This window comes from Bradyrhizobium sp. CB82 (assembly GCF_029714405.1).
Lineage (GTDB): Bacteria > Pseudomonadota > Alphaproteobacteria > Rhizobiales > Xanthobacteraceae > Bradyrhizobium.
This window is the reverse complement of record NZ_CP121650.1, coordinates 7,568,413-7,584,194: the sequence shown is the minus strand read 5'-3', so window position 1 is coordinate 7,584,194 and position 15,782 is coordinate 7,568,413. Positions and strand designations below refer to the sequence as shown.

The following is a 15,782-nucleotide window of genomic DNA, read 5'->3' as shown; positions in this document are numbered from 1 at the left end:
TCATGTACCCTGGGCTACTCTGTCGGCCGATGGCTGCGCGCTTTAAGCTTGACCGAGTTAACGCTGCTGGTCACCACGCCCCGCATCGCCAGATAATAAGATTCCGCAGTTCGTTCAAAGGAAGCTGGTGCAGCACCTCAGTGAGAGACAAGTGATCCATGCCCCTCATTTGACCTGTCATCCCGTCGCCAGTTTGTCAGGTGAAGTGTCATCGAGATCCTCCTCGATCAACCCAGCCGCGTATAGCTGATCGAGCAGGTCGGCGATTGCAAGTACGCTCATTCCGTCTGTGGCAACTTGCATAACTAGCTCCGAAGCTGTGCAATTGCCGCGGGCGATTAGATCGCCAACAGAAATTGGTGCTACGTCATCGAGCACCCGGTGTTCCCTGTTGCGTGAGCGGAGATGGAAATACCGGTCTCCTGCTTGATACTGCAGGTCTCTGCGGAAGCAGATCGGCAGGTCGGCGGCTGGGCTATCGAGCATATATTGGTTGATCATGATCTGCACCCCTTTCCGAAACTCGCCAGGCGTCCTGAAGGAATGTTGACCCAGGATGCGGTATCCGAGAGGCCAGCGATCGCTACCAGGTACCGGCGTGACTAGCTGTAAACGTCCTTGGCGCATATTGACGAGGAATCCCGAAACACAGGCAATCGTCGTATGGTCGCGCTCCAGCAAGGCGACTGCATCATCTTTGTTGGCGACGCGGAGCTTCTCCTTTCGCTCGCGCGCGCGTCCGGTAAGAGCCTTTGCGATCGGTGCCTCCTTGCCCTGTAAGATAAGTTCGACTCCCATCAGTTCCTCGGGCGAAAACGCCCTGTGAATCTCATTCAGATGCCTTGTGCTCAACACGGAAAAACGGTTCGTCGTAGTACCATGCATGTCGAAAAGCTCGAGCACGCGCCTAGTGAGTGCCTCATCCTTGAGTGGGGCGGCCGTCGTTGTTTGCGGCAATGCGCCCGTGATCTGATAGTAGTCGAACAGAAAGCGGTCATAGTCTGGGTTGTCCATTGGATCTGTGGCCCAGTAGCAGAAGCCGGTACGGGCTGCTGAACCAAACATCTCGCTCGCGGCACCAACCACGCCACGCCAAAGCTCTGTATGGTCTTTGCTATACTCGTAATAGCCTTTGAAGCGATCGGCCGAGAGGCCACAGAACGAGCAACCGACGCTGCAGCCTTCGCTTAGCTCGAAAGCGATAATGGGGTGCGTGACCGCCGGCGCCGATCTGCCCAACTCGTCGTTGCAGCGCCGGATTTGGCGCTCGCGCCAGGCATGAAATCGAGGGTTGATCATCGACATTCCGCCTTGGTCGCGCAGGAGGTCGCGATGGCGCAACATCTCGCGCATATACTCGTCCCACATCATAGCCAGCGGCCAAGGGGCAGACTCCGGCTTGAATCGGTATTTCAGGTGGCTACCGCGCCAGAGCGGCAGCATCTCCATCGGGTCGACTTCGATACCGAAGCGCTCCGTTACAGCTCGAGGGGCCTCGACGTTCTCCGAAAGTGCCTTACGGAAGTCCATGTCACCAGCCAGCCGCTCCATGAAGCGCTTCACGTGTGACAACGTGCGCCGCTGCGCGGGGGTGAGCCGGTCAAAAATCGATCGACTGTGTTCCCCTTGAGCGTATGGGTGAGCCCTTAAAGCCGCATCGCCTGATGGCATTATCTCACTCTGACGAGGGTTGCATTCATGCGACCACGACAACAATGACTACAACTAGAACGACGGCGGCGACGCTAGGGAACGGTTCGATGGTCGTCGGCAGGTCCGTAGCGGAATTAACCAACTCCCTAGTTTGTACAACGCTGCTCATGGCTTCAACGCCGGTACTGTGCTTGCCGCCCGCGGTCGCCTCAGGCTTTTTCTCCCTCGACTTCTGTCGGCGGTGCACTCGGATGTAGCTCTTGACCTCATCAAGCGTGAAGTCGTAGTCGAGGCTCTTTCCGATGCCTACAATCGGGCTCAGACCTGTAGCAGTTGGTTTGACGCTGTTGAGCAGAGCACCCTTTACGCTTAAATCGTCCACAAAACGCTCTACGTCCGTTCTCGACATGGCTACTCTCCGCGCATTCGCTCGATGATGCTGGTCCTGTCCCACCTTCGCAAGCGATCGCTAGGCGCCAAGCAAGCCGCGTGCCGACCCGAAATGGCAGGTTCTGCGCGATCTGACGCACATATCGACAAGGCAGCCTACCTGCGCGAAACACTCGCGGGGCGGCTGTACGCTAAAGTTCTAGCCGGCCGCGCAAACATCAGACGGACCTGTATGTCTACCTGCTGCAAGCGGGCCCGTACGGGTGCAACGAACCATCGGAATCGCAGGGGCAGGCTGCAGCCAAACGATGACCATTGCCCACCTTCAAGAGCGCCAATCCATGGCAGTTGGGACTTACGACCGCTTTCCGGGCCGCTGCGAGAACGGCACTATACTCGGCTGCCGTCCAAGTTCGGTACGTAGATTCCATATAGCGTTGTTTGCCAGATGAAGAACATTTTTTTCGCCGGTTTCCAATGAACGTTCCAGGTGGATTCGCAGCCGAGCGCGGAGCAATGCCTCCGCATTATGGGTCAGGAACGGGTCTTTCTCCACAAAACGCCATGACTTCTCAAATGCCACGCTCACCAGAGCGTCAAATCCTTGCTGCTGTTGGGGAGAAGGGTGATCCATGAACGGAAACTCCAGTAGAATATCCTTTCGGCAACGGCACGCGGCTGGCCAGAAGTGGGACGTAGGCGCTGGAACGCGTCGCGAAGCATTCGCAATCATTCATCCCACTGAATGCATGTCGATGCGTTGATCAAGCCTATACAGGCGCTTGTTGAAGCCATGATGACTACTGCTGTTTGAAGTCGCTTGTATTTAGCGAAATTCAATATGTTAGTACCTTCAATAGTAAGATTGACGCGTCAAATCACGGATCGAATCTATCTGTCGCGGGACAGCCGTGGCTGTTGTCCGATTAGCGAGGCGGCGCGGTAACTCTGTATGGACTGCGCTGTTCTCTCAATAAAGACTCCGCGCAAAACCTCAATCCGTGCCGCGGAGAAATCCAAAAAATCTCTACCCGGGCGCGGTTACGCTTGCCGAGCCGAAGCGGCGTCGTGTGTGCAACGCATCACGACTCGAAACGGACCGTTGTTGGGAAAGAGCGTATCCCAACGGTCGATCTGCCACCGGATGGTGTCACCGGAAGGCTTTAGATTGTTGGCTAAGATACGGCGACTGTCCACGTACTATAAGAGTCAGCATAGTGTTTAGATGCGATGGGGACTGGGTCGCTGCAACATCTCAAGCGCGTCGCAAAGATAAGCCTGACAGGAATTCGAGATATCACAGTACGTCCATGGGAAAGCTCTGGTGAGCTGCTTTGTCGACGACGCAAGCTGAATTGGAGCTTGCGAAAACGTCGCGCCAACAGTGGCACCCATCTGAAATTGTGCAAGAAAGTTTTTCTGAGCGATACTTCTAATTTGGTGATGTCCCATTGCGTCGCGCGATCACTTTTGCGGCGTTGTGCCGTGCTCCGATCGCTTGGTCTTCAGTCATGAATCCGGCTTCGATCAAGTTGTCCAGCACCATGTTGGCGCGAGCATGAGCCGTAGTCAGGTCGATGTGAGGAGCATATCTTGTCGGCGCGTTGATCAGGCCGACCAGCATCGCAGCTTCAGCGAGGGTCACGTCGCGGGCAGGCTTATTGAAGTAAAAGCGCGCCGCACCATCGACACCGAGGGTATCGGCGCCCATATCGACACAGTTGAGATAAAGTCTCAAGATTTCATCTTTGGTCAGATTCCATTCTAGCCAGATTGCGAGCAGAACCTGCTTGATTTTGTGTCCGATGCTGGGCTCTGCATCCAAAAGCAGTGTCCTTGCGAGTTGCTCGGTGATTGTGGAGCCGTGCTGGTGGGCGCCGTTCTGCGCCCCAAGTAGCAGGTGGAAAGTACCAGGGAAATCGATGTCAAGATGGTTGTAAAATTGTCGGTCCTCGGTTGCGATCGTGGCCTTGATCAGCGCGTCGGGAAAGTCCCTAAGAGGGATCGGTACCCCATGGCCAATCGGCCCGGCGAGCCCGTTAAGCAAGCACACTGTGACATCGGAAGCCTTCAGGCAATCCTCTTGCAGAAGGGCGCGAGTAGTCGAGATGGCAAAGGCCAGCACAAGAAGCAATCCACAGAAAGTGAAAGTCAGGGCCTCGGAAACGGGTTCGAGAAGGAGCCAGCGCTGCCACCGGCCCAGAGAGATGCCGTCTAGAAGCCTCGAGTAACGGTAATACAATTCCCGCAAGTCCCTCCCGTAGGACAGTAGGGCGAGTCCGAAGGACCGCTCGCGAGCCGACAAGCAGTGCCGGATGGTGGACGTCTTTGGTGGTATAATTTGAATCACGGGGATCTTTCAGGTTTACGTACACGGGCCTAAGCGGCGGGCGACCAGGCGTCCTTCGAAAGCTGAGGCAAACCTTAAGAATTGCATAGCTCAGCGGGATGCTGTTTCCGTTTGGCGCGGGAGGGAGAGGCCAGCGCGAGGTTGAGATACGCGGTCGTGATCTGCTGCGTCCGAGTGCGCTTTCGTCCGAATGCGCCCTGGGCGACAAGGTCCGATTCTGTAAATGTCAGCTATTCGGAAGCGGAGCGAAGCGCTCGCTAGGTGCTCATCCGCGGAAAATATCGGTTGTCCGAACTGATTGATCGCGGTCGCAGCCGTTGGTGCCAAAAAGGTTGCGGAGCGTCTATTTCATTGCTCGCCGTATCTCGAGAGGCATATCGAAACAGATGATGTTCTGACCAAGCATCGATGCTCCCGCTGTCTGATGTGAGTTCTGCCTTCTAAATCGGCAAGCAAGCTCGCCCGCCAACATAGGGGGCAAGTGTGGCGCCTTCGCGCGGTTGCTGAAGCGAAACATCGGCAGCACCTGACGTCCATCGCAAAGTGCGTCAACTTTCGCCCCAAAAAATCGACGAGCCACGTGTTGCCGACAGCTTCAGCCGATCCGGTTCGTGGAAGGGGTGTTCCGTTGGAGCGTGCATTCGCCGATGATTCGCAGAGGCACGCGCCGCTTGAGGCACATGAGCGCAGCGGCACAGGATCTTTGCGCGTACCCCCAGATGCCGTTCGTCAATCGCTGAGGTCTTTCTCGCCCGAGCGAGAATCGAGTTGTTTGAGCACAGTATGCTGAATCTTACCCAGGGCCGTTCTCGGCAATTCTTCTATAAAAATGATTTCGCGCGGCGCTTTGAAGCGTGCGAGATGCGATTGCACATGTGTTACGAGTGCCTCGCCGTCTATGTGGGCTCCGGACCGCTTGATCACATAGGCAACCGGCACCTCATCCCATTGTGGATCCGGCCGGCCGATGACCGCGCACTCAGCAACATCGGGATGCTCCAAAAGTACGCGCTCGACCTCCGCCGGATAGATGTTTTCTCCACCGGAAATGATCAGATTCTTCTTACGGTCATGGACCCAAAAATATCCGTCGGTATCGCGACGGGCGATGTCGCCAGTACGATACCAGCCGTCATGCATCACCTCGCGCGTGGCCGGATGATTGCCCCAATACTCCTGCAATACGTTGGGCCCGCGCACAGCGATCTCACCTGGCGACCCCGCGGGCAACTCGTTACCTGCATCATCCATGACAACCGCTTCGCAGCATATTCCGGGCAGGCCGGTCGACCCTTGCCGCGAAAGGTCGCCGCCGAGCCTTGTATAGATCGCAATGGGGCTTGTTTCCGTGGAGCCGTAAATGTGGAGCACCGGCACCCGACGTGCAACCAAGCGATCAACCAGGTGCTGCGGCACGGTCGAGGAACCAACGGAAACCGCCTTCAGTGACGAAAGATCGGTGCTTGACCACATTAGGTGGTCGGTCAAGGCCTGAATGGTCGCAGGCACCAGGACCGTCAAAGTGGGGCGATCCTGCTTGAGCGCGGCAAGCGTAGCCTCAGTCGCAAACCGTGAATGGATTGTGACGGTCGCGCCGAGATGCAATGCAGGCGTCGTCTGAATGTTGAGCCCGCCGACGTGGAAAAGCGGCAATACGGTCAGCACATGATCGTCAGATGTGAGGGCGTGCATGTGTTGGCTCATCACGCCATTCCACAATAACGCCTCCTGGCGGAGCACCGCCCCCTTCGGCCGGCCAGTGGTGCCCGATGTGTAGACAATCAGAAGCGGGTCGGCCAGGTTTGCGCGAGGCTCGTAGCTGTCCCCCTGTGTCTGATCCAACAAGCCCTCCCACGTGCACGCGCCGGGAGACGCAAAGCCGAAGCCCACGGTTGCGATGCCGGGCAGCGTCTCCGACAATATCGGCAGAACGGCTCCAAAAGCCTGCTCAAGGACCAGAACCTTAGCGCCAACGTTCGAAAGGATGAAAAGCTGCTCAGCCAACGCCAATCGCCAATTCATCGGCACCAATATCGCCCCGATCCGTGCGCAAGCGTAGAGGAGAACTAGATAATCAGGGCGGTTGAGGCTCAGGACAGCGACGCGATCGCCCCTCTTAACGCCGAATGCTGTTTGCAGGGTTCGTGCCGCCCGGCCGATGCGTTGATTAAAGTCGGCGTAACTTAAGGTGTCGCCCTCGAAGTGGATCGCAGGTTTGTTAGGAGCGAACGCCGCGTTACGCTCAATCAATGTGGAGAGATTCACTACGTCATCCTTTGTCGTTGGGTCCGTCCAGTAGCCACCCCCGAGTCGGCAAAACCATCGCTAGTCAGCGTTCTTTGAAGGCCGTGATCTCGTGTGTTACGCTCCTCGGCAAATGCAGCTTAAGCTACGATGGACTGCATTGTTTCCCCTGTCGGGGCCTCACTTAACAGGACCATTGGGGGATCACACTCAGCTCGATATCGCGGAAGATAGTGTAATTCCGCCGAATCCACTGATGAAGTTCCGTCGAAGTGTCCTTCTCGTGGCGCAGATATCCCGTGAAGGACAAGCCTAGCCGGCAGATGTAATTATTGAGAAATACCGGCAGTGCCGCAAAACGCACCACGGGCCCGTGGTGCATAGCCTCGAACAGTTCGCCGCGGACAAAGAATTCGTTATGTACGGTGATTAGGATCTGCTTCGGGACCTGCCGCCGCAGCATCTCATGCGCACGAGCTGACACGCGATTAATATCTGCGACAAATAGAATGATTGGCACAACGTTTTGTCGTATCGCTTCGCTGAGGAAGCCGATCTCGCCGCACATCTTGAAGAACTCGTCGAAAGCGTGGAAGCCAAGGTCGATCACCTTGGCTACCCCGTCGTTTAGAATGAGTCGATCAACGAGCTGCATTTTGCCATAGGTATCGGTGACATCCGCCGTCTCTGTGATGGAGGGGAGGTAGTCGAGCAACGACGGCTCCTTCAAGTTGATATCGAAGGAGAGCACCGCACCGTTCTTCAGTAGCAAGAACTCGCTCAAGAGCCGAGCAATCAGCGTCTTGCCGACTTGCGGGCTTGCAGAGCAGATGATGTAGACCGGGGTGGCCAAAATCGCTAATCCAGCGCGTATGGATCCGCAAGGGACTATCTTTCGCCCGCACGGGTCACCGACTTCGCGCCGGCGAGATCGGTCAGGTTGATGCGGTCATACTCGCTCCAGACATTGGCGAGCCAATGCCGTACGTAGCCGCGCAGCACGAACGAGAAGTTCGCGGCGTCGTCGTGTGGTCCCTTGTTCGCGACGAAATTGACGAACGGAACGGAGGCGACCTCGACCTGTTCATAGGCCATCTCGTTGAGCTTCGGGATGGTCAGATCGGTGGCGTCTTTGATTCGCTTAAAATAGGAATCGTAGGTCGACTGGTCCCACTGAAAGAACTGGGTGTCGTTGATGAAGTTCTTGACTAAATAGTATTTTGCGCCGGCCATGAAATCGCTTGTTTCAGCTATCTCATCTAGCGAGGCGATGGACGATCCCAATACGTGAAATACTGCGAAGGTGAGTTGGCCTGACCGGGCGGCCTCCAAAAAACCTATGTCGCGCAGGGACGCCAACGCTGGGGACATCAATCCGGCACGAACATCGATGACGGTAACTGATAGACCGGAGTTCAGCGTATCGAAGATCTTCATCTGGTCCGCGGTTCTCGTCATGTCCACTATCTCAGTGATCGCAGGATGAAAGCGCTTGAGCGTCCCGCGGGGCGACTCCGTGTCAAAGGCGCGGGTCTGCACATTATTCGCGCTGAAATAATCTAGAAGCGTCCGAGATACGGTCGTCTTGCCGACTCCTCCCTTGTCTGCGCCGACCACAATTACAACTGGCTTTACCATAGAAGTCCTCTCAGGTTATCGCTTCATACGTGCGACCGCGAAGCGAGCGGTCTGTGTGTTTCCGGTCCTGCCTTCGACCCTGTGTTGGCCGAAAGAGGAGATCTTCCGATTTGTGAAATGTCGTTTGCAGCTATTGTTGCCGGAGGGCCCCGTCTATTGTCGCTCCGGAATCGGCTGCATCTTGTTCGTTGTCGGAATTCTGCATGTTTTGATACTTTTTCTCGGTTTCGCACTGTATGCGGCAGCCATGGAGGCCGTGGTGTGATCTTGACCTGCGTTACACTTAGCTCTTGGCAGGCAGGATCATGCGACTGAGCAGAGCGCACACACCAAGCCGGTATGTCGCTCCTCTTGCTTTCCTCGGCAGGATCTCTACGCGAGAAGCGCTGATCGCGTGGAACGCGAAGAGAAAACCATCGCAGTAGACGGCCTCAAAGCCGCGACTAAAATGATGGAAAAAGTGTTCGACCACGGATGAGCTCCCACAGGTTCAGGCGCGACGGATTGTCAAGCCGGAATTCTCAAGCGCCTGGAGGATCTCGCTTGCGGTACGCTGAGCACCACCGTTGTTCCTGCCGATCAAGTTGGATGCCACGACATCGGCGACTACGGCGCATGCTCTCTCGTGCACGGCCAACTCGTCCTCAACATAGTCGCGGCAAGCTTTGCAGGCGATCACCGGACGGCCGCTCCAGGGGTCGTGTAATGCGCTCTGATCATTGGCATGACATTTCGGGCATTGCATGGGCAGTTCTTTCGGCATCGTTCAGTGCGTGAGTGACTTCGTGTTGGTCGGAACGCGCTCGTTCCGCTTGACGGAAGTAGCGCGTCGGATTGAGTAAAAAGTCGGTCCCGTTGGATTGGAGCTCTCCTTGCGAAGTGCGTGTCGCGCGAAAGCGCGTACTCAATGCGTTGCCCATGTCGACTGCGCGCAAACCGCAAAAGCTACATTCTAAAGACACCGTAACGCGGCGCTTCGATTGGAGTATTAAGGGAAGCGCTCAGGGCGATTGACAGTGCGTTTCGCGTATCTACGGGATCAAGAATGCCGTCATCCCAAAGCTCGGAAGTTGCATAATAGGCGCTCGATCGTGCCCGATACTCTTTCATGATCGGCTCTCGAATGGCTGCCAGTTCTTCGTCGGACAAACGCCCGCCGTCACGCGCCAATTGCCTTGCCTTGACATGGGTGAGTACGCCCGCCGCTTGCTCCGCTCCCATGGCCGAAATCTGCGATTGTGGCCAGGTAAACAAGAAACGTGGATCGAATGCTCGCCCCGCCATAGCGTATGTTCCCGCTCCGTGGGAGCCATTGCAGATCACTGTGAGTTTGGGTACCGACGCTGCAGAGACGGCCATGATGAGGTTGGCGCCGTGCTTGGTGATGCCGCCATGTTCGTATTCTCGTCCAACCATAAAGCCGGTAGTATTCTGCAGGAAGAGCAGGGGCGTCCGGTTCTCATCGCAGAGCTGGATGAAGTGAGCGCCCTTCAGAACACTGTGGTTCTGCAACACGCCATTGTTTGCGATAACCCCGATCTGATATCCGTGGAGACGCGCGAAACCGCATATCAGGGATCGGTCATAGCACGGCTGGTACTCATGGAATCGGCTGCCATCCACGAGGCGCGCGATGATCTCCAGAATGTCGAACTGAACGCGAGGATCCTTCGGAATGATGCCGTATAGTTCGGATGCGTTGTAAACGGGAGGCTCCGGAACGGATTGATCAATCGCTTCTTTCGTTGGACGCTTTATGCGATCGACGATGTCACGCGCGATGGCAATCGCATGCATTTCGCAAGTCGCGAAGTAGTCGCTCGTTCCCGAAACGCGCGTATGCATGTCAGCGCCACCAAGCTCTTCGGCAGATACCACCTCCCCGGTGGCGGCTTTTACGACTGGAGGTCCACCGAGAAAGATGGCCCCCGTTCCCTGCACGATGATGTTGTAATCGCTCAGCGCCGGAACGTAGGCCCCTCCCGCGCTACAGTGCCCCATGACGATAGCGACCTGCGGCACTCCCATCTTGGCGAGAATTGATTGGTTACGCAGGATTCGACCCGCGTGGTAGCGATCAGCGAAGAACTCAGCCTGCAGAGGCAAGTATCCGCCGGCGCAGTCGCAAAGATGGACCACCATGAGGCGGTTCTCAATTGCGATATCCAATGCCCGTACAATCTTCTTCACGGATAGTGGATACCAAGCTCCGCCCTTCACACTGGCATCATCTGCGTGAAGAATGACCTCGCGACCCGCCACGATGCCGAGGCCGACGATCTGCCCGGCGCCCGGTACCTCGCCATCATAAGCCTTGTTGCCAGCAAGCGTCGAAAGCTCGAGAAACGGAGTTTCAGGATCGAGCAACGCTTCGATCCGATTACGAACAAATAGTTTGTTTTGCCGCCGCAGGCGCTCAATGTCTCTTGTCGGTCGATCGAAGCGAGCGGAACGCTGGCGCTCCTTCAGCTCGGCCGCAAGCCTTCGGTTGTGGAGCTCGTTAAGGCGAAATTCCTGCGACGTGGTGTCCACCCGAGAAACAATCCGTTGCATGTCAACGCCCTTCGTCGGAAAACGTAACCAGCGCGGCGCCTTGTTCGAAGCTTTCGCCCACTTCAAAGTGAACGCGATCGACCACACCGTCCCGAGGGGCACGTACGACAAATTCCAATTTCATACTTTCGACCAACATCAGCGTTGCGCCTCGGCTGACCGCATCGCCCCGCGAAACTTTTATCGCAACCACGACACCGGGCATCGGTGCTCGGGCCGCATCATGACTTGCCAGCACCTCCGATAAGTCGAATTCACGTAATCTATCGCGGTATCGTAGGATGTGCGTCCTGCCGCGGATATGCAGGTGAAGCACGTCGCCGTCGATTGCAAATCTGACTGGCACGGTCTCGCTTGCGATTTTCAGTATGCCGCTGCCGCCGAGATGATGTGAGAGCGCCACTGGCGCAATGACCTCTCCGCCTAAGTGAAGGCGATAGTCGCGTTGGCCTGGTGAAAGCCATAATTCATAGCTCTCGGCCTTAAGCGCAAAAGAATGCCTCACGTCAGTTTCTCCACTTGCCTAGCTCTGCATGGAGCTTGGGCACGGCGTCTGCCCCATCGCGAACGGGCTTCGTCAGAAGTGCCGCGGCTGCCAAGATGGCGGGCAGATCGCTTCCGCATTGCTCGATGGCCAGGTGAGGGTTCTCGTCGAGATAACCGGTATGAATCTGTCCGCTCAAAAACGTGTCGTCCATGAGCAGACGAGCCAGAAAATCGGCGTTTGTCTCGCAGCCGAGGAGCACCAACTGGCGCATCACGTGTGCCGCCTTCAAAGCGGCTTCACGGCGCGTGGGCGAATGTACGACGATCTTTGCGAGCATCGGATCAAACGCTGTCGTAATTGTCTGACCCTGGACGATACCGCTGTCGATTCGTACGCCTTCGCACTCTGGGTACTCCAACATGAGGATCTTTCCGGTCGTAGGAGCGTATTCCCGTTCAGGAGCCTCGGCGTATAGCCTCGCTTCAATTGCGTGACCGTTGGAGACAATGTCGGATTGTGAGAGAGTAAGCTCGTGACCGGCGGCCACATGGAGTTGTTCGGCGACCAGATCGATGCCGGTGACCATCTCGGTTACTGGATGCTCAACCTGAAGCCGAGTGTTCATCTCAAGAAAATGGAACTCATGCCCATCGAAGATGAACTCGACGGTGCCAGCATTTCGATAATTGGCGCTACGGGCGATACCGACCGCCATTTCACAAACATGCTTCCGCAGATCGGCAGACAAGGCAGGCGAGGGCGTCTCCTCGATGATCTTCTGAAAGCGTCGCTGGACCGAGCACTCGCGCTCAAAGAGATGGACAACGTTTCCGAAGGAATCCCCGAGCACCTGCACTTCGATGTGGCGTGGTTTCTCGGCACATCGTTCGACGTAGAGCCGGCCGTCTCCAAAGTACCGCAATCCCTCACGACGAGCTTGAGCAATCGCGTCATCCAGGGCGGCGAGGTCGCGCACAATCTGAATCCCCTTGCCTCCACCACCTGCCGAAGGCTTCACCAGCAAAGGTAAACCAAGGTCCCGCGCTCGGGACGCAAAGGTCTCTGGATCGTCTTCTTCGACAGCTGAAGGTGCGACAAGAAATCCAGCCTGCTGAACAAATGTCCGGGCGCGGATTTTATCGCCCATCAATTCGATGCTTTCGGGAGTTGGCCCGACGAATGCGATGCAAGCGTTCGAAACAGCCCTCGCGAATTCGGGGCTCTCCGACAGAAACCCATAGCCAGGATGCAACGCGCCTACATTGGCCCTGCGGGCGGAAGCGATGATTTGTTCAGCATCAAGATAGGCCGCGATCGGGGAACTACCCTCGAGGGCGATCGCTGTGTCCGCCATAGAAACAGCTAATGTTGCCGCATCCACCTCGTGGTAGACGATTGCTGAGCGCAAACCCAACTTACGCAACGTCTTGATGATGCGTACGGCTATCTCGCCCCTATTGGCGATCAAAACCGTATCGAATGGTAGTTTCTGCATTCGCCTATTTGCTCAAGCACAGCTCGAGAGCGCGACGCTCGAAAGCTGCAGGGACTTAGGGGTTGTGAAAGGAGTTGCCCAGGCTTGTCATAACTACGACACGCCCGGCATAACCCTATGGATCTGGGAAGCTTGACGACCAGGACCGATCGAATGTGTGCCGCAATATCATTTCGAGCCTGCTTTTGGTTTCGCACTATTATGTGCTGACATCACGTGGCGACACTGGTCACTCAAGCTGTTGAACTTAGTTCGCAGACAAGCAGTGATAGCGTCGACGTTCGGTATCTCATTGCTACACAAGCGAATCACATCCGGGGTGCAAGCCCGTTGCTCTTCCTCCGTCGCTCGAAGCTCTCGGGCGACGGCGTCGAGAGAGCTCATTGTCGTAAAGGCAATGATAGCTGCTACATGCCAAGGTGCTCTATAGGTCTGACGAGAAAGGGGGCGCTGCCTTCGATTCACGATATCCTCTTTAGGGGTCGTCGTGCATCACGACGCTCAATGGTGCCTGTAGAGACAGTAGGCCAAAGGCTCAGATTAGCCGCGCTCCTGGGGAGGGAGCGGTTACTCGAAAGCGTCTAATGAGAGGGAATTGCTACGATTGTCGCAGGGGCGGGGAAGCTACACGTCGACTTCTAACATCACCCGTTCCGTGTTGGACAGCGTGGTCGCGCATTGGACTGCTGCTGGATTGGACGTAGGGTAATTTGTGAGGAAGAGTACGCGGCAGAATGCGGCCTGGAGGGCGCCCTTGCAGTTGGCCAACAGCGAAGCGCTCATCTTTACAGTCGTGTTCAGAGTACTTGCTGTCCAAAAATAATACCGAATTGCGTGCATCAAGGAGGTCTGGATCCTCACAGCGTGGTGCGGCGTAGACCTGAACAGGCTGAGACATTGGCGATCCCTGAACTCGTTAGTGGCGTCGGCCTGGCCGGAGACCACCACTACTTGTTCGAGATCCTACAATTTGACGCTGCGTACGGTTCAACCCCTCCGAGCAGCTGATCGGACGAAATATGTTAATTCCTATGCCGGCGGCTGACGCGTCATTCGCGAGACTAGCGGATGGGCCGCCAAGGTAGACGAAAAGCCGCCTCCACGAAGCACCGGGATTGGGCGGGCTGTTCCTCTGCCGCTCCTTGAAATTGCTCGAACTGTCGCTGTCGCCAGAGAAGCGGCGCTTCTGCGGCGTGACGAGCTGCTGTCAGTCGACCTCGCGAATTCCGCGACTGTCGCGGCTTCGGGAACGAGAGCAAGACCGCGGCCGGTACCTACTAGATCTGGTGGGGGATCAGAGGAATAGCTTGAATCTCACGCAGCGTCACATTGTAGGCGTGGATCGCGGAACACGAAAGATACGCACCATGCTTCTACTGCACATGCTACCCCTTTACGCGCTCGGCATAGATCATCATATCGAGACGCCGGAAGTCCACCGTGCCCTATCTCATGAATGCGGCCGGTCTAAGGACGACGAGGCGCAAAACATATGGGCCTACTGCTTCTCGCCTCGGGAGCGGATCAAGTACATCCGCAAAAATCGCTCGCAGTTTGAATTTCGCGACTATCGTCAGATGGTCAGAGTCGTTCGGGGTCACTGTTTTACCGGCTGCGCATCGGAGCTGGTAAACTGGCGACGTCGATTCAGGGTAAGAGCGTGGCGCCTCGCTTTATTGTTCTGCGTCGCTACTTGGTTAGTCTTTGTCCTCGCCGTGATTCGAGCAGTCCGCTAAGCGTTGGCAAGTTAGGCGGGTCTGCGAGCAAAGGGACCTTACTGAATAAGCTCGGACCGATTGAGCGCGAGAAAGCTCCGGAGCGTCTGCGAATCCCAACTACCATGCCGACAGCCCGCCAAGCGATGGTTCCGTCCATGGGTCATCGGGCGGAGACCCGGTCAGGTGATGCAGCGAACGTCTAGCGACGCCGCGAATCGAGCCCAGCCCGCCATAAGCTACTAGAAAACAGCGGCCTGCTCGAGAGCTCTCTCGCTACTATCGAGCCGACCCGACGGTGGCGAATGCAGCCCGACGCCACTCTTTGGTGGCGTCAGTCCTGTGTCTTTTCGCGTGATGTCGCGGCGGAGGAGGCGTATCAGCTATGTCAAGCGGCGGCGATAAGGGCACTGATCAACTTAATAAGAAGGCTAGGTTCGATAATAGATGCGCGTTCTAAAATAAGTTTGGCGATTTCGATCCGGTTAGAAGGAGTTCGCATACTTGGAGGTAATGCCAGGACGGCCTCGTCAAAAAGCAGCCCCAGCGTAGAAAGCTGTTCCGGCTCATACAGTTTGCCGTGGTCCTGTTCGAGACAGTTGGCGTCGCCCCCGATGACCGCATTCCCTTCTTTCTCGTCGAGTTTCGGACACATGCCGAGCTTCGCTGTTACCAGCTCGCTTGTAAGCGCATTGAGGAGTCGGGTTGCTTCGATTGCGCTCTTGTCCTCGCAGATCAGCCTCGCAACTTCTTCGATTTGCAACTCAATAGTTTGCTTAAGATCTTGAAGACGGTGACGAGTACATTCCCCGGAGGGTTGTGGTGTGCGGATATGTGGGTCAGCATCAGCCTTCAGTGGAACGGAAGATGAGTTGGCAAATGCGCGGAAGGGGAGAGCGAAATACCGAAAGAGTTGCGCACAGAAACTTGACGTCATCACCCGATGTGCTTGATTCAGGCCCTCCACCAACCTTGATTTGCTGGACCCATACACTGTCATAGTCATGGCTGCCTCATGTCTCCTTCTGGCACACGAATCTTCTGCTGCGCCGCGGTGGCATCCAGCGCGGCGTGGTTGTGGCCTTCAAAGACACTGCTGGCAACCGTTTAAGGACTTCTTCTGCCTTACTGTTGAGCACGGGGCAAACCAGGCCACCTTGAGCAACTGACCACAACAGTCGACAGTAAATCCTCACGCCCTGCACCATCCCCCAGCTCAACCTCCGCTTTGCCTAGCAGCCTTCATCGGGGTGGGTA

The 15,782-nt window shown here is 56.3% G+C and carries 12 protein-coding genes; all 12 read right to left on the bottom strand.

The genetic code is table 11. The features are described 5' to 3' along the window. Positions 1-177 precede the first annotated feature (177 nt). On the bottom strand, positions 178-1,551 hold the full coding sequence (locus QA640_RS36635) for a radical SAM family RiPP maturation amino acid epimerase (RefSeq protein ID WP_283037630.1): 1,374 nt from the start codon (positions 1,549-1,551) through the stop codon (positions 178-180). 145 nt (positions 1,552-1,696) lie between these two features. Next, on the bottom strand, positions 1,697-2,062 hold the full coding sequence (locus QA640_RS36630) for a hypothetical protein (protein WP_283037629.1): 366 nt from the start codon (positions 2,060-2,062) through the stop codon (positions 1,697-1,699). Between the two features lie 336 nt (positions 2,063-2,398). Next, positions 2,399-2,677 (bottom strand): hypothetical protein, encoded by a 279-nt coding sequence (locus QA640_RS36625; protein WP_283037628.1) that lies wholly within the window; start codon positions 2,675-2,677, stop codon positions 2,399-2,401. A gap of 798 nt (positions 2,678-3,475) precedes the next feature. Next, complete coding sequence (locus QA640_RS36620; RefSeq protein WP_283037627.1) at positions 3,476-4,285, bottom strand: transglycosylase domain-containing protein; 810 nt, start codon at positions 4,283-4,285, stop codon at positions 3,476-3,478. Positions 4,286-5,122: 837 nt separating this feature from the next. Next, positions 5,123-6,658: an AMP-binding protein gene (locus QA640_RS36615; RefSeq protein ID WP_283037626.1), complete on the bottom strand. Its 1,536-nt coding sequence runs from the start codon at positions 6,656-6,658 to the stop codon at positions 5,123-5,125. A gap of 163 nt (positions 6,659-6,821) precedes the next feature. Further along, entirely contained in the window at positions 6,822-7,493 is a 672-nt protein-coding gene (locus QA640_RS36610; RefSeq protein WP_283042998.1) for a hypothetical protein, read from the bottom strand. 32 nt (positions 7,494-7,525) lie between these two features. Further along, positions 7,526-8,275 (bottom strand): hypothetical protein, encoded by a 750-nt coding sequence (locus tag QA640_RS36605; RefSeq protein ID WP_283037625.1) that lies wholly within the window; start codon positions 8,273-8,275, stop codon positions 7,526-7,528. 490 nt (positions 8,276-8,765) lie between these two features. Then, positions 8,766-9,038 carry a hypothetical protein gene (locus QA640_RS36600; protein WP_283037624.1) on the bottom strand — a complete coding sequence of 91 codons (273 nt, stop codon included), beginning with the start codon at positions 9,036-9,038 and terminating at the stop codon, positions 8,766-8,768. 182 nt (positions 9,039-9,220) lie between these two features. Further along, entirely contained in the window at positions 9,221-10,828 is a 1,608-nt protein-coding gene (locus QA640_RS36595; protein WP_283037623.1) for a carboxyl transferase domain-containing protein, read from the bottom strand. 1 nt (position 10,829) lies between these two features. Further along, the gene (locus QA640_RS36590) at positions 10,830-11,333 is read right to left on the bottom strand and encodes a biotin/lipoyl-containing protein (RefSeq protein ID WP_283037622.1); all 504 of its coding nucleotides are present in this window, start codon (positions 11,331-11,333) and stop codon (positions 10,830-10,832) included. A gap of 1 nt (position 11,334) precedes the next feature. Further along, the gene (locus QA640_RS36585) at positions 11,335-12,810 is read right to left on the bottom strand and encodes a biotin carboxylase N-terminal domain-containing protein (RefSeq protein WP_283037621.1); all 1,476 of its coding nucleotides are present in this window, start codon (positions 12,808-12,810) and stop codon (positions 11,335-11,337) included. 2,103 nt (positions 12,811-14,913) lie between these two features. Then, positions 14,914-15,531, bottom strand: a complete 618-nt coding sequence (locus QA640_RS36580) for a hypothetical protein (RefSeq protein WP_283037620.1) — start codon at positions 15,529-15,531, stop codon at positions 14,914-14,916. Positions 15,532-15,782 lie beyond the last annotated feature (251 nt).

Coding starts and splice junctions, on each gene's coding strand:
- QA640_RS36635 (WP_283037630.1), bottom strand. CDS start 1,551: ATGGAGCGGCTGGCTGGTGACATGGACTTCCGTAAGGCACTTTCGGAG.
- QA640_RS36630 (WP_283037629.1), bottom strand. CDS start 2,062: ATGTCGAGAACGGACGTAGAGCGTTTTGTGGACGATTTAAGCGTAAAG.
- QA640_RS36625 (WP_283037628.1), bottom strand. CDS start 2,677: ATGGATCACCCTTCTCCCCAACAGCAGCAAGGATTTGACGCTCTGGTG.
- QA640_RS36605 (WP_283037625.1), bottom strand. CDS start 8,275: ATGGTAAAGCCAGTTGTAATTGTGGTCGGCGCAGACAAGGGAGGAGTC.
- QA640_RS36600 (WP_283037624.1), bottom strand. CDS start 9,038: ATGCCGAAAGAACTGCCCATGCAATGCCCGAAATGTCATGCCAATGAT.
- QA640_RS36595 (WP_283037623.1), bottom strand. CDS start 10,828: ATGCAACGGATTGTTTCTCGGGTGGACACCACGTCGCAGGAATTTCGC.
- QA640_RS36585 (WP_283037621.1), bottom strand. CDS start 12,810: ATGCAGAAACTACCATTCGATACGGTTTTGATCGCCAATAGGGGCGAG.
- QA640_RS36580 (WP_283037620.1), bottom strand. CDS start 15,531: ATGACTATGACAGTGTATGGGTCCAGCAAATCAAGGTTGGTGGAGGGC.